The following is an 18,760-nucleotide window of genomic DNA, read 5'->3' on the forward strand; positions in this document are numbered from 1 at the left end:
TTGGTGCGTGTCCGGGAGGCCGTGATGAACCTTGAAAGTAAATGGCTGGAGGACTTTAGTGCCCTGGCTGCCACCCGCAGCTTCTCCCAGGCTGCCGAACGACGCTTCGTGACTCAGCCGGCATTCAGCCGACGGATCCGCAGCCTTGAAGCCGCGTTGGGGCTGACCCTGGTCAATCGCTCGCGCACGCCGATCGAACTGACGGCGGCGGGGCAGCTGTTCCTGGTCACCGCGCGGACGGTGGTCGAGCAGCTCGGTGAAGTGCTGCGTCACCTTCATCACCTGGAAGGCGGGCAGGGCGAGGTGATGCAGGTCGCCGCCGCTCACTCCCTGGCGCTGGGTTTCTTCCCGCGCTGGATCGCGCAGTTGCGTAACGAAGGCCTGAACATCGCGACGCGCCTGGTGGCGACCAACGTCGGCGATGCCGTGCATGCATTGCGCGAAGGCGGTTGTGACTTGATGCTGGCGTTCTACGACCCGGATGCGGCGATGCAGATGGACCCGGAAATCTTTCCATCGCTGCACCTTGGCAACACCGAAATGCTCCCGATCTGCGCGGCGGACGCCGACGGCAAGCCACTGTTCGATCTGGAAGGCGAAGGCAGTGTGCCGCTGCTCGCCTACAGCGCCGGTGCATTTCTCGGGCGTTCGGTGAACATGCTGCTGCGCCAGCGCGCGCTGCGCTTCACCACCATTTACGAGACGGCCATGGCCGACAGTCTTAAAAGCATGGCGCTGGAAGGATTGGGCATTGCCTGGGTGCCGCGACTCAGCGTGCGCGCCGAACTGGCTCGAGGTGAACTGGTGGTATGCGGCGGCCCGCAATGGCATGTGCCGCTGGAGATTCGCTTGTACCGCTGCGCGCTGGTGCGCAAGGCGAACGTGCGGTTGCTGTGGCGCAAGCTGGAGGGTGGGGCTGCGGCAAGCAACACCTGATGGCTTGAAAGAGCCGGGGCCTGTGGCAAGGCCCCGGCAGTGTGTGTTGTCTATTCCTTAGTTGTAAGCTTTCAAGTAGTCATTTATACGAGTTTTATTTTCTTCGCTGAACCTGAAGCAGCTATAGCGAAGGGGTAGCGGCGGAAACATGAATGTTTCACACCACCATCCGTTATATAGAACTTCCCCGCTTTCATGGTTTGCGTTAAAGGTGTGGCCCAACTCATGACCAATATTTTGAACTTGAATTAAAGAGGCGATGGCCGCTCTGCCTGGTTGTAGCGCGACTCCTGCAGTACCTACGGTTAACGGAGTGCCGTTGATCACACCATTAGTGATAAGGAGAACACGATCAAGCGGCGCGATGGAAAAACCTTCAGCACGCCTCTTCGTCAGGTAGTTTGTGGATAAGTCATTCCACTGACGCATCAGTTTCTGGAGGTCGTCGGATTTGTAATTGAAATTTGAGTAAGGTGGGGAACTTCGATCAAACACAATGTTCACCTGCCTGCCGGTGAATCCCTCGAAATCCTTGATGAAGGGGAGAATGTTTTCTGTGTAAGCGGTTTGTCTTTTGTCGTAAGGGACTTCGTCGTGGAAAATTGCGAATATTGTAATTGGACTTTTATTCTGAGTCATCTGGGTGGCGTAGGCGGGAATGGCAAGATTTAAAAGTGCTACCGTCAGCGTTATAAACAATATTTTGATAGTTGTCATGATTTGAATTCTTTGTGCAAGTGCGTCGTGCCCGTCAGTTCTGGTTGGCGGGTTGTTGCATGGTTTATTTAATGGGTATCTCGCCTGTCGGTTAACGGGCAATTAAAAAGAATTAACCACGGTTTTATATAAGATGGAAATTTTGTGTGTTGCACAGTGTTAGGTGTGTTTAAGTTGCCGGTATTGTTCGAGGTATTTGATTCTGGCTATCACGTACAGAGTCCTGATGCACTTTTATATCGCTCGGCCATTTATTGGCTCCGCCGACTGACCTAAAAGTCAATAAACTGCGCTTTGGCACCAAATGACAGATGGTCGAACAGGGGGCTGTTTATCTGCCTCATTGAGGTATACTGCGCGGCCTTCGGCCGGTTCGTCCGGCCATAATTCGTACAATCAAGCCACGCATATTGCGTGGCTTGTTGTTTTTTGACGCGCCTGCGGGCGCCCAGAGAGAAGAGGCACGACGATGAGCGCACTGGTTGGCGTGATCATGGGCTCCAAGTCCGATTGGTCCACCCTTAGCCACACCGCCGATATGCTGGAAAAGCTCGGCATTCCTTACGAGGTGAAAGTGGTCTCTGCCCACCGCACCCCGGACCTGCTCTTCCAGTACGCCGAAGAGGCTGAGGCGCGTGGCATCGAGGTGATCATCGCCGGTGCCGGCGGCGCGGCCCACTTGCCAGGCATGTGTGCGGCCAAGACCCACCTGCCGGTACTGGGTGTGCCGGTGCAGTCGTCGATGCTCTCGGGCGTCGATTCGCTGCTGTCTATCGTGCAGATGCCCGCGGGCATTCCGGTTGCCACCCTGGCCATCGGCAAGGCCGGCGCGATCAACGCAGCGCTGCTCTCGGCGAGCATTCTCGGCGCCAAGCACCCGCACTTCCACGCGGTGCTGAAAAAATTCCGCGCTGAACAGACAGACAGCGTCCTGGAAAATCCAGACCCACGCATCGCCTGAGGTTGTTGACGATGAAGATCGGTGTAATCGGTGGCGGCCAGTTGGGTCGCATGTTGGCGCTGGCGGGTACTCCGCTGGGCATGAACTTCGCTTTCCTGGACCCCGCGCCGGATGCTTGTGCAGCCGCGTTGGGCGAACACCTGCGGGCCGATTACGGCGATCAGGATCACCTGCGTCAGCTGGCCGATGAAGTCGATCTGGTGACCTTCGAGTTCGAAAGCGTCCCGGCTGAAACCGTCGCGTTCCTCTCGCAATTCGTCCCGGTGTATCCGAGCGCCGAAGCCCTGCGCATCGCTCGTGATCGCTGGTTCGAGAAGAGCATGTTCAAGGACCTGGGGATTCCCACCCCGGCGTTCGCCGACATTCAATCGCAAGCCGACCTGGACGCTGCCGTAGCTTCCATCGGTCTGCCGGCCGTGCTGAAAACCCGCACCCTGGGTTACGACGGCAAGGGCCAGAAAGTCCTGCGCAAGCCTGAAGATGTGGCCGGTACGTTCGCCGAACTGGGCAGCGTGGCTTGCCTGCTGGAAGGCTTCGTGCCGTTTACCGGCGAAGTCTCGCTGATTGCCGTGCGTGCCCGCGATGGCGAAACCAGGTTCTATCCGCTGGTTCACAACACCCACGACAGCGGCATCCTCAAGTTGTCCGTGGCCAGCACCGACCACCCGCTGCAAGCCTTGGCGGAAGACTATTCCAGCCGTGTGCTCAAGCAGCTGAATTACGTTGGCGTGATGGCGTTCGAGTTCTTTGAAGTCGACGGTGGCCTCAAGGCCAACGAGATCGCCCCGCGTGTGCACAACTCGGGTCACTGGACCACGGAAGGCGCCGAGTGCAGCCAGTTCGAAAACCACCTGCGGGCCGTTGCCGGTCTGCCGCTGGGTTCGACGGCCAAGGTCGGCGAGAGCGCGATGCTCAACTTCATCGGCAAAGTGCCGGAGACCGAGAAAGTCCTGGCCATCGCCGATTGCCATCTGCATCACTACGGCAAGGCGTTCAAGGTCGGTCGCAAGGTCGGCCACGCCAACCTGCGTTGTGCAGACCGCGAAACACTGGCCGCGCAGATCCTCAAGGTCGAAGCCCTTATCGCCGAGTAAACAGTTTCATGTGGCAGCGGTGGAACCATTCAGGGGCCGCCGTTCTCTCATGGCAGGATGCCAAAGTCTGTCTAGGCTTGGACGTAGCACTTAATCAGAGGGAAATGCCATGGGAATTATCGGAACCATCTTTATCGGCTTGATCGTCGGCCTGCTGGCGCGGTTCCTGAAGCCGGGCGATGACAAAATGGGCTGGATCATGACCATCCTGCTCGGTATTGGCGGTTCGCTGGCGGCCACTTATGGCGGCCAGGCTCTGGGCATCTATCATGCGGGCGAAGGTGCAGGCTTCATCGGTGCGCTGGTTGGCGCGGTGGTGTTGCTGGTGATCTACGGTTTGATCAAAAAGAACTGATTCAAAGCGACAAAGCCCCCTCTGCGCTGCAGGCAGAGCGGGCTAGAATGCTCGGCGTTGCACTGTCCTCTCCTTTGCCGAGCACCTTCATGCGCCGTCTTCTGCTGACTTTCCTTTTACTGGGCTCGGGCCTCGCCCATGCCGGCGAACTGCCGGAAACCGACTGGCTCGACCTGATGCCCAAGTCGGACCAGAAAGCCCTCGAGGCCATGCCTGAAATCGACCACAACTCCCCCGAAGCCAATGGCACCTTTACCGAAAAGGGTGGCATGAAGCAGAGCAAGGGCTTGCCGGCGGTGATGTATTCGAGCAAAACCGTGGCGTCGATGAACGACAAGCACATCCGCATCGGCGGTTATCCGGTGTCGCTGGAGTCCGACGCCCAGGGCCGCAGCACGCTGTTCTTCCTCGTGCCGTATCCGGGCGCCTGCATCCACGTGCCGCCACCGCCACCTAATCAATTGGTGCTGGTGCGTTATCCCAAAGGTTTGAAGCTGAACGACATCTACACACCGCTGTGGGTGACCGGCACGCTGAAGATCGAGCAGGTCAACAACGACCTGGCTGACGCAGCGTATGCGCTGGATGCGGCGAAAGTGCGGGTGGTGCAGGAATCAGATCTCTAGCAGCCAACCAAAATAACTGTGGGAGCCAGCCTGCTGGCGATAGCGGTCCGTCAGATACTTTCAATTTGACTGACATGACGCCATCGCCAGCAGGCTGGCTCCCACATTTCGTATTGCGGTGTTGCTTAGAGAGGTTTGCTGCCGATGCTGACACCCAGGGTATGACTCGCACCCGGCGCCAGCGTCACCACATCATCCATCACGTTCGCCGTTTCAATGCACAGCATGCGCTGCCAGCCATCGTCGGCCATGTCACTGAACGCTGCGGCGCGTTCAATCCACGGATTCCAGATCACCGCCGAGCGTGAACCGCTGCTGGTCAGTTCGATGCGCCGTTCCCAGGCCGGATCGACAATGCTCAGCTTCGCCGGGGTATTGAGATAGATACGGTCGGTCTCGCCGACAAAACGCAGATCGCCGGTCTGGGTGACGGTTTTCCAGTCGTCCAGGGTTTCGATGTAACTCAAGCCATCCAGCCCTTCGACATGTACTTCGCGTACATCGCTGACCGCGAAATAGTTGTGCAGCGCCTGGCTGATGGTGACGCTGTCAGCACCCTGGTTATGGCTGGTCAGGCTGATATGCAGTTGCTCGTCCAAACGGATGCTCAGCTTTAAATCCACCTGATGCGGCCAGCCCGGGAAGCCGTCTTCGGGGTAGGGCAGAAGGAATTCCACCTTCAGGCTTTCGCCTTCGGTTTCGATGCCGCCCAGTTCCCAGTCCATTGTCCGGACAAAGCCGTGAGCGGTTGGCGCTTCATTGCCGACGCGCATGGCCTGAACGCTCTGCGGGTTGCGCGGCAGATTGCCGAACCATGGCCAGCACACCGGAACCCCGGCGCGGATGCTCTTGCCAGTCTTGAACACGGCCTCGTCGTTGAGCCAGATCAACGGCGGTTCCCCGGCCACTTGATAACTGAGGATGTGTGCGCCCTGCTGGGCAACCAGCAATTCGGCCTGACCGTGGCGGATGCGCCAGCAGTTCAGTTCATCCAGTTTCACGGCTTCAACGTTGGGCGTGCTCATGGGGCAACTCTCGATCAGGAACAATGACTGCAATGGACCGCAGAAAGGCCGCAGTGTTTAACGAGCTCTTGGCGGAACCGAACGGGTGCGACCGCTGCCGTCGATCGCGACGAATACAAACACGGCTTCAGTCACCTTACGCCATTCGCTGGACAGCGGATCGTCACTCCAGACCTCGACCATCATCTGAATCGAGCTGCGGCCGATTTCCAACGCCTGGGTATAAAAGGAAAGCTGAGCGCCCACCGCTACCGGAACCAGAAACGCCATGCGGTCGATCGCAACCGTAGCCACGCGGCCACCGGCGACTTTGCTGGCCATTGCGGTGCCGGCCAAATCCATCTGCGACACCAGCCAACCGCCGAAAATATCGCCGAAGCCGTTGGTTTCGCGGGGAAGCGCGGTAATTTGCAGGGCCAGGTCGCCTTGCGGGATTGGATCTTCTTGTTCGAGCTCTATCATGCCGGGGGTGCCTCTGACCCGTGACTCTCATAAGTACTTCAGGTGAATAGCCGTCTCAAGGAAAAACGATTCAGCCCCGAACATACTACGTTCGTCACGTTTTTCGTAAGGCGCCTAAAGGGAAACTCTGCGAAATCGACTGGTAGAGCCAGCAGCGTCTTCGCACAGCAACCCTTGCAAGCTGTCGCAAGATTGCGAGTATATCGATCGGTAGACTCCGAGACGACCGTCCGGTTCTCATTTCGACCGTCAAATACGCACCTCTATGTGCTTTTTCGAACAATTTGCTATCGTGCCGGACCTGCCCAAGCCTCAGCCAGCGTTGTTGGGGTTGCAGATCCGACTATAAGAGAAGCCTTGCCATGACCACAGCGCCCTCGAGCATCGCGCAGCCCACTCAATCCGCACGTCCGCTGACCCGCAGCGATTACAAGACGTTGTCACTGTCTGCCCTGGGCGGTGCGCTGGAGTTTTACGACTTCATCATCTTCGTGTTCTTCGCCACGGTGGTCGGCAAGCTGTTCTTCCCGGCCGACATGCCCGAGTGGCTGCGCTTGATGCAGACCTTCGGGATCTTTGCCGCCGGCTACCTGGCGCGGCCGCTGGGCGGCATCGTCATGGCGCACTTCGGCGACCTGCTGGGACGCAAGAAGATGTTCACCCTGAGCATTTTCATGATGGCGGTGCCGACCCTGATCATGGGTCTGCTGCCGACTTACGCGCAGATCGGCATGTGGGCGCCGATCCTGTTGCTGCTGATGCGGGTAATCCAGGGCGCTGCGATTGGCGGTGAAGTGCCGGGCGCGTGGGTATTCGTTTCCGAACACGTGCCGCAGCGGCACATCGGCTACGCCTGCGGCACCCTGACCTGCGGCCTGACGGCCGGTATCCTGCTGGGCTCGCTGGTCGCCACCGCGATCAACAGCATTTACACCCCGGTCGAAGTCTCGGATTACGCTTGGCGGATTCCGTTTCTGCTGGGTGGCGTATTCGGCCTGTTTTCGGTTTACCTGCGTCGCTGGCTGCACGAGACGCCGGTATTCGCCGAGCTGCAACTGCGCAAGGCCCTGGCAGAAGAAGTGCCGCTGCGCGCCGTGTTGCGCGACCATCGCGGGGCGATCCTGATTTCCATGCTGCTGACCTGGCTGCTGTCCGCCGGCATCATCGTGGTCATCCTGATGACCCCGACCGTGCTGCAGACCGTCTACCACTTCTCGCCAACCACCGCGTTACAGGCCAACAGCCTGGCGATCGTATTTCTGAGCCTGGGCTGTGTCGCCTCCGGTGTACTGGCGGACCGCTTCGGCGCGGGTCGTGTCTTCGTGTTCGGCAGTGCTGCGTTGCTGATCAGTTCGTGGACCTTCTACCACAGCCTGTTCAACCACCCGGACTGGCTGTTCCCGATGTACGCCTTGACCGGCTTGCTGGTCGGCACCATCGGTGCGGTGCCGTATGTGATGGTCAAAGCCTTTCCGGCGGTGGTGCGTTTCAGCGGGCTGTCGTTCTCCTACAACCTGGCCTACGCCATCTTCGGCGGCCTGACCCCGATGGTTGTCACCTTGCTGCTCAAGGAAAGCCCGATGGGGCCTGCCTATTACGTAGCGATCATCTGCGGTGTCGGGGTTCTGGTGGGCGCGTATCTCTGGAAGAAAGGTCGCTGAACACGTAACCGATCGTTCCCATGCTCCGCGTGGGAATGCATCCCGTGACGCTCCGCGTCACCTCTCACAGCGGACGCAGAGCGTCCATGGCGGCATTCCCACGCAGAGCATGGGAACGATCTGTCGCTACATGCTGGCCTTTCATCTAATTGTCATATTTCAGCCATAGAGTGTTCACACGGCCTGCTGATACTTGGCCCCGACTTAACACACCTATCTGCTAGGAGTAAGGCATGAAACTGAAGCGTTTGATGGCGGCAATGACTTTTGTCGCTGCTGGCGTTGCGACTGCCAACGCGGTTGCCGCTGTTGACCCTGCTATCCCGAGCTACACCAAGACCACTGGTGTGTCGGGCAACCTGTCCAGCGTCGGCTCCGATACCCTGGCCAACCTCATGACCCTGTGGGCTGAGAACTACAAAAAAGAATACCCGAACGTAAATATCCAGATTCAGGCTGCCGGTTCTTCTACCGCGCCACCTGCGTTGACTGAAGGCACCGCTAACCTGGGCCCGATGAGCCGCAAGATGAAGGACAACGAGCTGCAAGCCTTCGAAACCAAGTATGGCTACAAGCCAACCGCAATCCCGGTTGCCGTGGATGCCCTGGCGGTCTTCGTTCACAAAGACAACCCGATCCAGCACATGACCATGGAACAGGTCGACGCGATCTTCTCCTCGACGCGTCTGTGCGGCGCCAAAGCCGACGTGAAAACCTGGGGCGACCTGGGTGTGACCGGCGACCTGGCCAACAAGCCGGTTCAACTGTTTGGTCGTAACTCGGTATCCGGCACTTATGGCTACTTCAAGGAAGAAGCCCTGTGCAAAGGCGACTACAAGCCTAACGTCAACGAACAACCAGGCTCGGCTTCGGTCGTGCAGTCGATCAGCTCCTCGCTGAATGGCGTGGGTTACTCGGGCATCGGTTACAAGACCGCCAGCGTGAAGACTGTAGCTCTGGCCAAGAAAGGCAGCACCGAGTTCGTTGAAGACACCGAAGAAAACGCCCTGAACGGCAAGTACCCGCTGTCGCGTTTCCTCTACGTTTACGTCAACAAAGCCCCGAACAAGCCTCTGGCCCCGCTGGAAGCCGAGTTCGTGAAGCTGATTCTGTCCAAACAGGGTCAGGAAGTGGTTGTGAAAGACGGCTACATCCCGCTGCCAGCCAAGGTTGCTGCAAAAGCACTGGCTGACCTGGGTTTGCAAGAAGGTAACAACGTAGCAAAAAAGTAAAACCTTGAGTCCGGGGTAACCCCGGACTCTGTAGGAGCTGTCGAGGGAACCGAGGCTGCGATCTTTTGATCTGGTCTCTAGCTGCAAGATCAAAAGATCGCAGCCTCGGTTCCCTCGACAGCTCCTACAACCCCCAAATTTCCGGTCCACTGCCAGTTCCCGCTGGCGGCGGATTTGTTGCGTCACTGCATTGTCATCTTTCTGTCATACAGGATCGCTAGGGTGTGCGAATGAATGATCTGGCCAACTCCACCATGACTACAAATCCCCCCAAGCGAATTGACTTCAATACGCCTGAGCTGCAACGCAAGCGCCGTATTCGTGCGCTCAAAGATCGCCTGACCCGCTGGTACGTCCTCGTGGGCGGCCTCGCCGTTCTCGGCGCGATCACGCTGATCTTTTTCTTCCTCGCTTACGTTGTCGCACCGCTGTTCCAGGGTGCCGACCTGACCTCCAAGGACGCCATCACGCCCGCCTGGATGCAAGACGCCGGCAAGCCGTTGATGATCTCCCTGGAAGAACAGAACCAGGTCGCCATGCGGGTTTCCGACAAGGGCCAGGCGTTGTTCTTCGATATCGACAGTGGCGCTGAACTCAAGCGTGTCGATCTGTTGATTCCGGCCGGCACCACCGTGACCTCCATCGGCGAAGACCAACCGGGCCATCCCTTGGTGGCGGTGGGCTTGTCCAACGGCCAGGCGCTGGTGTTCCGTCACACTTATAAAGTCAGCTACCCGGACGGCAAGAAAACCATCTCGCCGGCCATCGAATACCCGTACGGCGAAACACCCATCGTGCTGAACGAGGCGGGCGGAGCCCTTGAGCACGTCAGCCTCAACGCGAGCGATTCGACGCTGATGCTGGTCGGCTCCACCGGTTCTCAGCTCAATGTTTTGTCGCTGACCAGCGAAGAAAACATGATGACCGGCGAAATCACCAACGAGCAGAAGCGCATCGATCTGCCGCAAATGACCGAGCCGGTGAAGAACATCTTCGTCGACCCGCGTCAGCAGTGGCTGTACGTGATTAACGGTCGTGCCCAGGCCGACGTGTTCAGCCTGCGCGACAAGAGCCTCAACGGTCGCTACAAACTGCTGGAAAACGGTGAAGCCCAAATCACCGCCGCCACTCAGTTGGTGGGCGGCATTTCCTTGATCATCGGCGACTCCTCCGGCGGCCTGGCCCAGTGGTTCATGGCGCGCGACCCGGATGGCGAACTGCGTCTGAAGCAAATTCGAACGTTCCAGATGGGCACCACGCCAATCGTTGAAATCTCGGCCGAAGAACGTCGCAAAGGCTTCATCGCCCTGGATGCTTCCGGCAAGCTCGGCGTGTTCCACAGCACCGCGCACCGCACCTTGCTGGTGGACCAAGTCGTCGAAGGCCAAGGCATTTTCGGTCTGTCGCCACGGGCCAACCGGGTGATCGTGGAAGCGGGCGGCAAGATTCAACCGCTGCTGCTCGACAACCCGCACCCGGAGGTTTCCTGGAGCGCGTTGTGGAGCAAGGTCTGGTACGAGAACTACGACGAGCCTAAATACGTCTGGCAATCGACCGCCGCCAACACTGACTTCGAACCCAAGCTGAGCCTGTCTCCGCTGACGTTCGGCACCTTGAAAGCTGCGTTCTACGCCATGCTGCTGGCCGCTCCACTGGCCGTCGCCGCGGCGATCTACACCGCGTACTTCATGGCCCCGGGCATGCGCCGCAAGGTCAAACCGGTGATCGAGCTGATGGAAGCGATGCCGACGGTGATCCTCGGCTTCTTCGCCGGTCTGTTCCTCGCACCGTATGTGGAAGGACATTTGCCGGGCATCTTCAGCCTGCTGTTGTTGATGCCGATCGGCATCCTGGTCGCCGGTTTCACCTTCAGTCGCCTGCCTGAATCGCTGCGCCTGCGGGTGCCGGACGGTTGGGAAAGCGCGATCTTGATCCCGGTGATCCTGTTCGTGGGCTGGCTCTCGCTGTACATGAGCCCGTACATGGAAACCTGGTTCTTCGGCGGCGACATGCGCATGTGGATCTCCCACGACCTGGGCATCACCTACGACCAGCGCAACGCTCTGGTGGTCGGCCTGGCCATGGGTTTTGCGGTCATTCCAAACATCTACTCCATCGCCGAAGACGCGGTGTTCAGCGTGCCTCGCGGTTTGACCCTCGGTTCCCTGGCCCTCGGCGCCACGCCGTGGCAGACCATGACGCGCGTGGTGATCCTCACCGCCAGCCCGGGCATCTTCTCGGCGCTGATGATCGGCATGGGCCGTGCGGTCGGTGAAACCATGATCGTGCTGATGGCCACCGGCAACACCCCGGTCATGGAAATGAACCTGTTCGAAGGCCTGCGCACCCTGGCCGCCAACGTTGCGGTGGAAATGCCCGAATCGGAAGTCGGCGGCAGCCACTACCGCGTGCTTTTCCTCTCGGCGCTGGTGCTGCTGTTGTTCACCTTCGTCATGAACACCCTCGCGGAACTGATTCGTCAGCGTCTGCGCAAGAAATACTCGTCGCTTTAAGAAAGGTAGAAGTCTGTGAAACAGAACTCCCTGAAAGGATGGTTCAAGAGCGGCGCCCCTGGCGTCTGGATCAGCGGTGGCGCGGTGTCCATCGCGGTCATCATGACCATTGGCTTGCTGGCAGTGATTGCCGTGCGCGGCCTGGGCCATTTCTGGCCGGCGGACCTGGTGCACGCCAGTTACGACGTGCCGGGCCAGGCCAATCACCTCGTCATCGGCGAAGTGGTGCAGAAAGAACAAGTGCCGCGCGAGCGCCTTAAAAGCGCTGGCCTGCCGGTGCCCGATCAGGGCCCGGAGTTCATGACCCGCGAGCTGATCAAGGTCGGCAACCGTGACCTGAACGGCAACGACTTCACCTGGATCGTCGGCGAGTGGCTGACCAATCAGAAGACGCCACCCGAGTTGATGGCCATCGAGCGTCGCGAGTGGGGCAACTTCTACGGCTACCTGGTCAACGTCAAACAGGACGGCAAGGTCATCGCTGAAGGCGAAGCGGCATGGCCTGAATTGCAGGCCCGTGTCGCGCGCGTCAACCAGCTTGCCGCACAGCTCAAGAGCCTGGAAAAATCCGACATTGGCGCGATCAACGCCGGCCTCGAGCGCGTCCGTCTGCACGGTCGCAAACTGGAACTGGCCGGGACGATGGACGCTGCCGCGCAAGCGGACATGGAGTCCGAGCGTGCCGAACTGAACGCACGTTATCAGGACATCGAAGCCCGCCTGAACGACCTGCACGCCCAGTTCAACCGCGACAGCCTGACGGCCCGCGACGCGAACGGCAAAGAGATCGAAATCGGTATCGGCAAAGTGGTTCACGCCTATCAGCCGAACGCCATGAACACCTTCACCAAGATCGGCTTCTATATCAGCAAGGTCTGGGAGTTCTTGAGCGACGACCCGCGTGAAGCGAACACTGAAGGCGGGATCTTCCCGGCGATTTTCGGCACCGTGATGATGACATTGATCATGGCGATGATCGTGACCCCGTTTGGCGTCCTGGCCGCGGTTTACCTGCGTGAATATGCCAAACAGAACACCATGACTCGCTTGATCCGCATCGCCGTGAACAACCTGGCGGGCGTTCCGGCCATCGTTTACGGCGTGTTCGGTCTGGGCTTCTTCGTCTATGTGCTGGGTGGTTCGGTCGACCGGTTGTTCTTCCCGGAAGCGCTGCCGGCGCCGACCTTTGGTACGCCGGGTCTGCTCTGGGCGTCCCTGACCCTGGCGCTGCTGGCGGTACCGGTGGTGATCGTGGCCACGGAAGAAGGCCTGGCGCGGATTCCCCGCACCGTGCGCGAAGGCTCGTTGGCCCTCGGCGCAACCAAGGCTGAAACCTTGTGGAAGATCGTACTGCCGATGGCCAGCCCGGCGATGATGACCGGCATGATCCTCGCCGTGGCTCGCGCCGCCGGTGAAGTGGCGCCGCTGATGCTGGTGGGTGTGGTGAAACTGGCGCCGTCGCTGCCGGTGGATGGCAACTACCCGTACTTGCACCTGGACCAGAAGATCATGCACTTGGGCTTCCACATCTATGACGTCGGCTTCCAGAGCCCGAACGTCGAGGCCGCACGGCCGCTGGTGTACGCCACGGCGCTGCTGCTGGTGCTGGTGATCGCCACGCTCAACCTGTCGGCCGTCTACATCCGCAACCACCTGCGCGAAAAATACAAAGCGCTGGATAGCTAAGTTAATTGGTCGCCGCTGTCCCTTGTGGGAGCTGGCTTGCCTGCGATGGCATCACTGCGGTGCTACTGATAGACCGTGTCGTCTGCATCGCAGGCAAGCCAGTTCCCACAGGGATCGGCGTCAGACAGAGATTTTGAGTAAGCCGCCGGCCTGAACAAAGCCAGCGGTTCAACGAACCGAATTTGTTAGCACAGGGAGCCTCCCATGCAGCACGAAGCACATACCCACGGCATCAACATGTCGGCCCTGGGCCGCGACAAACAGAGCCTGAGCCTCGAGCAGGAAACCGTCGCCATTGAAGTGCCGGGCCTGAGCCTGTTCTACGGCGACAAACAAGCGCTGTTCGACGTCAGCATGAACATCCCGAAACAGCGCGTGACCGCCTTCATCGGCCCGTCCGGCTGCGGCAAGTCCACGCTGCTGCGCACCTTCAACCGCATGAACGACCTGGTAGATGGCTGCCGTGTCGAAGGTGCGATCAACCTGTACGGCAACAACATCTACCGCAAGGGCGAAGACGTGGCCGAGCTGCGTCGTCGCGTTGGCATGGTGTTCCAGAAGCCCAACCCGTTCCCGAAAACCATCTACGAGAACGTGGTCTACGGCCTGCGCATCCAGGGCATCAACAAGAAGCGCATCCTCGACGAAGCCGTCGAGTGGGCGTTGAAAGGCGCGGCGCTGTGGGACGAAGTCAAAGACCGTCTGCACGAGTCCGCACTTGGCCTGTCCGGTGGTCAGCAACAACGTCTGGTGATTGCCCGCACCATCGCCGTGGAGCCGGAAGTACTACTGCTCGACGAACCGTGCTCGGCACTCGACCCGATCTCCACGCTGAAAGTCGAAGAGCTGATCTACGAACTGAAATCGAAGTTCACCATCGTCATCGTGACCCACAACATGCAACAGGCCGCGCGGGTTTCCGATTACACGGCGTTCATGTACATGGGCAAACTGGTGGAATTCGGCGACACCGACACCCTGTTCACCAATCCGGCGAAGAAGCAGACCGAAGACTACATCACGGGTCGCTACGGCTAGGAAGCTGTTGTTGCTCACTGAACTGACGCTGCGGTCCACCGCACCTTACCGGACGCTCCAAGGACGCCAACATGATTAGTAAAGAAGGCCTTACCCATCACATCTCCGCGCAGTTCAACGCTGAGCTCGAGGAAGTGCGCAGCCACCTCCTGGCCATGGGCGGGCTGGTGGAAAAGCAGGTCAACGACGCGGTGACCGCGCTGATTGAGGCCGACTCCGGCCTGGCCCAGCAGGTTCGCGAGATCGACGACCAGATCAACCAGATGGAACGCAACATCGACGAAGAATGCCTGCGTATTCTGGCCCGTCGTCAGCCGGCGGCGTCGGACTTGCGTTTGATCATCAGCATCTCCAAGTCGGTGATCGACCTGGAGCGCATCGGTGACGAAGCGACCAAGATCGCCCGTCGCGCCATCCAGTTGTGCGAAGAAGGCGAAGCCCCACGGGGTTACGTCGAAGTTCGCCACATCGGCGACCAGGTCCGCAACATGGTTCGCGATGCACTGGACGCCTTTGCCCGCTTCGACGCCGACCTGGCGTTGTCGGTGGCCCAATACGACAAGATCATCGACCGCGAATACAAGACCGCGCTGCGTGAACTTGCCACCTACATGATGGAAGACCCGCGCTCTATCTCGCGGGTCTTGAGCATCATTTGGGTGCTGCGTTCGCTGGAGCGGATCGGCGACCACGCGCGCAATATTTCGGAACTGGTGATTTACCTGGTGCGCGGCACAGACGTGCGGCACCTGGGCCTCAAGCGCATGAAAGAAGAAGTTGAAGGCACAAGTGGCGAAACCGCTAATGTTCCGGGCAAAGCTGACGATAAGTAAGATTGCCTGAGAAAAGCGCCCGGCCTTTTGGCCGGGCGTTTTTGTTTGTGGTCGATGAATTCGAAAGCAGCACCCGCGAACGAAAAGTCCCGGCGTGACTGAAGGTTTTTGGCAATGTGCCATCAGCAAAGCGCTATGCTTGCCGGGATTTTTTAAAGGGGTGATGGATGAGTAAGGTCAGTGTGTTGGTTGTGGACGACGCGTCGTTCATTCGTGACCTGGTGAAGAAGTGCTTGCGCAACTACTTCCCGGGGATCCGGATCGAAGACGCGGTCAACGGCAAAAAGGCTCAGGCCTTGCTGGCACGGGAAGCGTTCGACCTGGTCCTGTGCGACTGGGAAATGCCGGAAATGTCCGGCCTGGAGCTGCTGACCTGGTGCCGCGAGCAGGACAACCTCAAGACCATGCCGTTCGTGATGGTGACCAGCCGGGGCGATAAAGAGAACGTCGTCCAGGCAATCCAGGCCGGGGTTTCTGGCTACGTCAGCAAGCCGTTCACCAACGAGCAACTGCTGACCAAGGTCAAGCAGGCCCTGAACAAGGTCGGCAAGCTCGACACCTTGATGAACAGTGCGCCGACCAAAATGAACTCGGCGTTCGGCAACGATTCCCTGAGCGCATTGACCGGTGGCAAGGCTGCCGTGGTCGCACCCGCCGCGGCGCCGGTCAACCCGTTCGCCAAACCTGCTGCTGCCGCGCCAGCCCCGGCGGCTGCGCCGTCTCGCGGTCTGCTCAACAGCCCGCCGATCAAGCCGCCAGCGTCCTCCGCAGCGCCGACGGGCGGTCGTGGCCAGGGCCAGCTGCGCTTGCCGAACGGCATTCAGCAATGCGTGATCAAGGCCTTGAGTCTCAAGGAAGCATTGCTGGTGGTGAAACGCACCGACACCCTGCCGCAAGTGCTCGACAGCGCCGTACTCGACCTGGAGCAGGGCGATAACGCCGAAACCGCTCGTCTGAACGGCTACCTGCACGCCATCGTCGCCCACGAGCCGAAACCCGACAGCGACTGGCTGCAACTGACCTTCCGTTTCGTCGACCAGGACGCGCAGAAGCTCGACTACATCTCCCGTTTGATCGCACGTGGCACGGCGCAGAAGCATTTCGTACCGGGCGCGTAATCCCTACCGTTGATCGTTCCCACGCTCTGCGTGGGAATGCCTCTCGGGACGCTCTGCGTCCCTGCGGCTGTGACGCGGAGCGTCACTGGCTGCATTCCCACGCAGAGCGTGGGAACGATCATTTGAAACATCTGCCGACTACCCGGGTCCATTGCAGCTGCTAGGCTCCTACCCAGGACTTACTCGACAGAATCTTGCCCATGCTCGCGCGCCTGCTGTTTTTTTGCGGTCTTTTCATGGCCTCCCTCTCGGCGATGGCCATGACGATCTACAAGTCCACCGACGCCAATGGCGTGGTCTCCTACAGCGACCGCCCCACGACGGGCTCCAAGGTGTTCGTTTTTCGTGATCGCATGGTCGAGAACCTGGAGCGCCAGGTGTACGTCGTCATCACCAAGAAGAAGGGCGTGGAAAGCGTTTATGTGCGCAACGATCTGTATGCGCCAGTAGAAATCGAGTTGAGCTTCGCCGGCCTGAAGAACGTCAGCGGTGCGCCCAGCCGACCGATTCGCCGGGTGATGCCGGCACGCAGCAGTCTTCGTCTGGCGCTGCTCACGGCCACGAAGTCCGGTAAGCCGCTCGCGTACACCCCGAAATTCGAATACTCCCTGGGCGACCCCTCAGGGGCCGCCATGGCCTATCGATACCCGTTGCCCTGGCGCGGTGGACCGTTTCGGTTGAGTCAGGGCGCCAACGGTCAATACAGCCACTTCGGTCCCAAGAACCGCTACGCCATGGACATCGCCATGCCCGTAGGCACGCCGATCGTCGCGGCGCGTGGCGGTGTGGTGGTGAAAACCGAGAATGCCCAGACCGGGCGCGGCACCGATCCGTCAGGTAATTTCGTGCGGGTGCTGCACAACGACGGGACGATGGGCGTGTACCTGCACCTCAAACAAGGCTCGGTGAGCGTTCGCGAGGGGCAACGGGTGTCAGTGGGGAGTCCGCTGGCCCTGTCGGGCAATACCGGCAACAGCAGCGGGCCGCACCTGCATTTCGTGGTGCAGCGCAATACCGGGTTGGGGCTGGTGTCGATTCCGTACCAGTTCAATCAACCGGTCGGCGCATTGCCCAACTTTGCGTTGGGCAAGCAGTAGAGGCCACAGAGCTTCCTGTGGCCGGGCACTCAATCGAGCATCAACACCTTGGCCAGAATGATCTTCGGCCCTTTCATCTTCTTGATGATGATCCGCAAGCCTTCGACTTCCAGCACTTCTTCCTCTTCCGGCACCCGTTTCAGGGTTTCGTAGACCAGCCCGGCGAGGGTTTCGGCTTCGATGTGGTCCAGATCGATGCCTAACAGGCGCTCGACCTTGAACAGCGGCGTGTCGCCACGCACCAGCAGCTTGCCCGGCTGGTACGCGAGGATCCCGCGCTCAGCCTTGCGGTGTTCGTCCTGAATGTCGCCGACCAGCACTTCCAGCACGTCTTCCATGGTCAGGTAGCCGATGATGTTGCCATCGGCTTCTTCGACCAGGGCGAAGTGCGAGCCGCCTTTGCGGAACTGTTCCAGCAACTGCGACAGCGGCATATGGCGCGAAACCCGCTCCAGCGGCCGGGTCAGTTCGGCGAGGTTGAACGACTCGGGGATGTGGTCCAGGGCCGCCAGTTCCAGCAGCAGATCCTTGATGTGCAGCAGGCCGACGAACTCCTGGCGATCGCTGTCGTACACCGGATAACGGCTGAACTTGTGGCGACGGAACATCGCCAGGATTTCCTTCAGCGGCGCGTTGAACTCCAGCGTCACCAGGTCTTCCCGGGAATTGGCCCAGTCGACCACTTCCAGCTCGCCCATTTCCACCGCCGAGGCCAAAACGCGCATGCCTTGGTCGCTCGGGTCCTGGCCGCGGCTGGAGTGCAGGATCAGTTTCAGTTCTTCACGGCTGTAATGGTGCTCGTGATGAGGGCCGGGTTCGCCTTGGCCGGCGATCCGCAGGATCGTGTTGGCGCTGGCGTTGAGCAGGTAAATGGCTGGGTACATCGCCCAATAGAACAGGTACAGCGGCACGGCGGTCCACAGCGACAGCAGCTCGGGTTTGCGGATGGCCCAGGATTTTGGGGCCAGCTCACCGACCACGATGTGCAGGTACGAGATGACGAAGAACGCGGCGAAGAACGATACGCCTTTGATCACTTCGGGCGACTGCACACCGACGGCTTCAAGGATCGGTTCGAGGATGTGCGCGAACGCCGGCTCACCGACCCAGCCGAGGCCGAGGGAGGCGAGGGTGATACCCAGTTGGCAGGCCGACAGGTAAGCATCGAGCTGACTGTGAACGGTGCGCAGGATGTGTCCGCGCCAGCCGTTTTTTTCAGCGATGGCTTCGACCCGGGTCGAGCGCAATTTGACCATGGCGAATTCGGCGGCAACGAAAAAACCGTTGAGCAAAACCAGGATCAGAGCAAAAAGAATCATGCCGAAATCGGCGAAGAGTGTCGCAAGGGTCAAGCCAGGGGAAGGGTCCATGATGGAGTTTTGCGGGTTCCGTGTATTCGAAAGGAA

At 59.6% G+C, this 18,760-nt stretch carries 17 protein-coding genes; 13 read left to right on the forward strand and 4 right to left on the reverse strand.

What is annotated here, in order from left to right; all coding sequences use genetic code 11:
• Positions 1 to 24 precede the first annotated feature (24 nt).
• Complete coding sequence (locus AC3WP4_RS07460; protein ID WP_102614520.1) at positions 25 to 936, forward strand: LysR substrate-binding domain-containing protein; 912 nt, start codon at positions 25 to 27, stop codon at positions 934 to 936.
• A 57-nt stretch (positions 937 to 993) separates the two neighbouring features.
• Here the strand turns inward: AC3WP4_RS07460 and AC3WP4_RS07465 are convergent, their stop codons facing one another.
• Positions 994 to 1,653, reverse strand: a complete 660-nt coding sequence (locus AC3WP4_RS07465) for a hypothetical protein (protein WP_102614521.1) — start codon at positions 1,651 to 1,653, stop codon at positions 994 to 996.
• 469 nt (positions 1,654 to 2,122) lie between these two features.
• Between AC3WP4_RS07465 and purE the strand changes: the two genes are divergently transcribed.
• The 4 genes from purE to AC3WP4_RS07485 all read left to right on the forward strand — a co-directional run bounded on the left by purE (position 2,123) and on the right by AC3WP4_RS07485 (position 4,689).
• A complete protein-coding gene (gene purE / locus AC3WP4_RS07470) occupies positions 2,123 to 2,614 on the forward strand; it encodes a 5-(carboxyamino)imidazole ribonucleotide mutase (RefSeq protein ID WP_074872105.1) in 492 nt (163 codons plus the stop codon).
• A gap of 11 nt (positions 2,615 to 2,625) precedes the next feature.
• Complete coding sequence (locus AC3WP4_RS07475; RefSeq protein ID WP_074872103.1) at positions 2,626 to 3,708, forward strand: 5-(carboxyamino)imidazole ribonucleotide synthase; 1,083 nt, start codon at positions 2,626 to 2,628, stop codon at positions 3,706 to 3,708.
• Positions 3,709 to 3,817: 109 nt separating this feature from the next.
• The gene (locus tag AC3WP4_RS07480; RefSeq protein WP_074872101.1) at positions 3,818 to 4,063 is read left to right on the forward strand and encodes a GlsB/YeaQ/YmgE family stress response membrane protein; all 246 of its coding nucleotides are present in this window, start codon (positions 3,818 to 3,820) and stop codon (positions 4,061 to 4,063) included.
• 89 nt (positions 4,064 to 4,152) lie between these two features.
• Positions 4,153 to 4,689, forward strand: coding sequence for a DUF3299 domain-containing protein (locus AC3WP4_RS07485; RefSeq protein WP_102614574.1), 537 nt, complete (start codon positions 4,153 to 4,155; stop codon positions 4,687 to 4,689).
• Positions 4,690 to 4,814: 125 nt separating this feature from the next.
• Here AC3WP4_RS07485 and AC3WP4_RS07490 read toward each other — a convergent pair whose 3' ends face one another.
• A complete protein-coding gene (locus tag AC3WP4_RS07490) occupies positions 4,815 to 5,714 on the reverse strand; it encodes a D-hexose-6-phosphate mutarotase (protein ID WP_102614522.1) in 900 nt (299 codons plus the stop codon).
• A gap of 57 nt (positions 5,715 to 5,771) precedes the next feature.
• A complete protein-coding gene (locus AC3WP4_RS07495; protein WP_003177184.1) occupies positions 5,772 to 6,176 on the reverse strand; it encodes an acyl-CoA thioesterase in 405 nt (134 codons plus the stop codon).
• Between the two features lie 362 nt (positions 6,177 to 6,538).
• Here AC3WP4_RS07495 and AC3WP4_RS07500 point away from each other — a divergent pair, with 362 nt between their 5' ends.
• From AC3WP4_RS07500 to AC3WP4_RS07535, 8 genes are all read left to right on the forward strand, one after another.
• On the forward strand, positions 6,539 to 7,837 hold the full coding sequence (locus tag AC3WP4_RS07500; protein WP_076029248.1) for an MFS transporter: 1,299 nt from the start codon (positions 6,539 to 6,541) through the stop codon (positions 7,835 to 7,837).
• Between the two features lie 233 nt (positions 7,838 to 8,070).
• Positions 8,071 to 9,069 carry a phosphate ABC transporter substrate-binding protein PstS gene (locus AC3WP4_RS07505; protein ID WP_074872095.1) on the forward strand — a complete coding sequence of 333 codons (999 nt, stop codon included), beginning with the start codon at positions 8,071 to 8,073 and terminating at the stop codon, positions 9,067 to 9,069.
• 230 nt (positions 9,070 to 9,299) lie between these two features.
• Complete coding sequence (locus AC3WP4_RS07510; protein WP_102614523.1) at positions 9,300 to 11,582, forward strand: ABC transporter permease subunit; 2,283 nt, start codon at positions 9,300 to 9,302, stop codon at positions 11,580 to 11,582.
• A gap of 15 nt (positions 11,583 to 11,597) precedes the next feature.
• Complete coding sequence (pstA, locus tag AC3WP4_RS07515) at positions 11,598 to 13,268, forward strand: phosphate ABC transporter permease PstA (RefSeq protein WP_102614524.1); 1,671 nt, start codon at positions 11,598 to 11,600, stop codon at positions 13,266 to 13,268.
• Positions 13,269 to 13,472: 204 nt separating this feature from the next.
• Positions 13,473 to 14,306, forward strand: coding sequence for a phosphate ABC transporter ATP-binding protein PstB (gene pstB, locus AC3WP4_RS07520; RefSeq protein WP_007896484.1), 834 nt, complete (start codon positions 13,473 to 13,475; stop codon positions 14,304 to 14,306).
• A 71-nt stretch (positions 14,307 to 14,377) separates the two neighbouring features.
• The gene (gene phoU / locus AC3WP4_RS07525; protein ID WP_008150055.1) at positions 14,378 to 15,139 is read left to right on the forward strand and encodes a phosphate signaling complex protein PhoU; all 762 of its coding nucleotides are present in this window, start codon (positions 14,378 to 14,380) and stop codon (positions 15,137 to 15,139) included.
• A gap of 167 nt (positions 15,140 to 15,306) precedes the next feature.
• Positions 15,307 to 16,257 carry a response regulator gene (locus AC3WP4_RS07530; protein WP_102614525.1) on the forward strand — a complete coding sequence of 317 codons (951 nt, stop codon included), beginning with the start codon at positions 15,307 to 15,309 and terminating at the stop codon, positions 16,255 to 16,257.
• 200 nt (positions 16,258 to 16,457) lie between these two features.
• On the forward strand, positions 16,458 to 17,354 hold the full coding sequence (locus tag AC3WP4_RS07535; RefSeq protein ID WP_074872086.1) for a peptidoglycan DD-metalloendopeptidase family protein: 897 nt from the start codon (positions 16,458 to 16,460) through the stop codon (positions 17,352 to 17,354).
• A 29-nt stretch (positions 17,355 to 17,383) separates the two neighbouring features.
• On the opposite strand, the gene AC3WP4_RS07540 is transcribed toward AC3WP4_RS07535, so the two are convergent.
• Positions 17,384 to 18,724 (reverse strand): hemolysin family protein, encoded by a 1,341-nt coding sequence (locus AC3WP4_RS07540; RefSeq protein WP_074872085.1) that lies wholly within the window; start codon positions 18,722 to 18,724, stop codon positions 17,384 to 17,386.
• Positions 18,725 to 18,760: the final 36 nt, after the last annotated feature.

The organism is Pseudomonas sp. FW305-20, from assembly GCF_058788075.1.

Bases quoted from the DNA above. Each gene is read 5' to 3' on its own strand.
- AC3WP4_RS07490 (WP_102614522.1), bottom strand. From the start codon at position 5,714: ATGAGCACGCCCAACGTTGAAGCCGTGAAACTGGATGAACTGAACTGC.
- phoU (WP_008150055.1), top strand. From the start codon at position 14,378: ATGATTAGTAAAGAAGGCCTTACCCATCACATCTCCGCGCAGTTCAAC.
- AC3WP4_RS07475 (WP_074872103.1), top strand. From the start codon at position 2,626: ATGAAGATCGGTGTAATCGGTGGCGGCCAGTTGGGTCGCATGTTGGCG.
- AC3WP4_RS07500 (WP_076029248.1), top strand. From the start codon at position 6,539: ATGACCACAGCGCCCTCGAGCATCGCGCAGCCCACTCAATCCGCACGT.
- AC3WP4_RS07530 (WP_102614525.1), top strand. From the start codon at position 15,307: ATGAGTAAGGTCAGTGTGTTGGTTGTGGACGACGCGTCGTTCATTCGT.
- AC3WP4_RS07495 (WP_003177184.1), bottom strand. From the start codon at position 6,176: ATGATAGAGCTCGAACAAGAAGATCCAATCCCGCAAGGCGACCTGGCC.
- pstB (WP_007896484.1), top strand. From the start codon at position 13,473: ATGCAGCACGAAGCACATACCCACGGCATCAACATGTCGGCCCTGGGC.
- AC3WP4_RS07505 (WP_074872095.1), top strand. From the start codon at position 8,071: ATGAAACTGAAGCGTTTGATGGCGGCAATGACTTTTGTCGCTGCTGGC.
- AC3WP4_RS07540 (WP_074872085.1), bottom strand. From the start codon at position 18,724: ATGGACCCTTCCCCTGGCTTGACCCTTGCGACACTCTTCGCCGATTTC.
- AC3WP4_RS07480 (WP_074872101.1), top strand. From the start codon at position 3,818: ATGGGAATTATCGGAACCATCTTTATCGGCTTGATCGTCGGCCTGCTG.
- AC3WP4_RS07460 (WP_102614520.1), top strand. From the start codon at position 25: ATGAACCTTGAAAGTAAATGGCTGGAGGACTTTAGTGCCCTGGCTGCC.
- AC3WP4_RS07485 (WP_102614574.1), top strand. From the start codon at position 4,153: ATGCGCCGTCTTCTGCTGACTTTCCTTTTACTGGGCTCGGGCCTCGCC.
- AC3WP4_RS07535 (WP_074872086.1), top strand. From the start codon at position 16,458: ATGCTCGCGCGCCTGCTGTTTTTTTGCGGTCTTTTCATGGCCTCCCTC.
- AC3WP4_RS07510 (WP_102614523.1), top strand. From the start codon at position 9,300: ATGAATGATCTGGCCAACTCCACCATGACTACAAATCCCCCCAAGCGA.
- AC3WP4_RS07465 (WP_102614521.1), bottom strand. From the start codon at position 1,653: ATGACAACTATCAAAATATTGTTTATAACGCTGACGGTAGCACTTTTA.
- purE (WP_074872105.1), top strand. From the start codon at position 2,123: ATGAGCGCACTGGTTGGCGTGATCATGGGCTCCAAGTCCGATTGGTCC.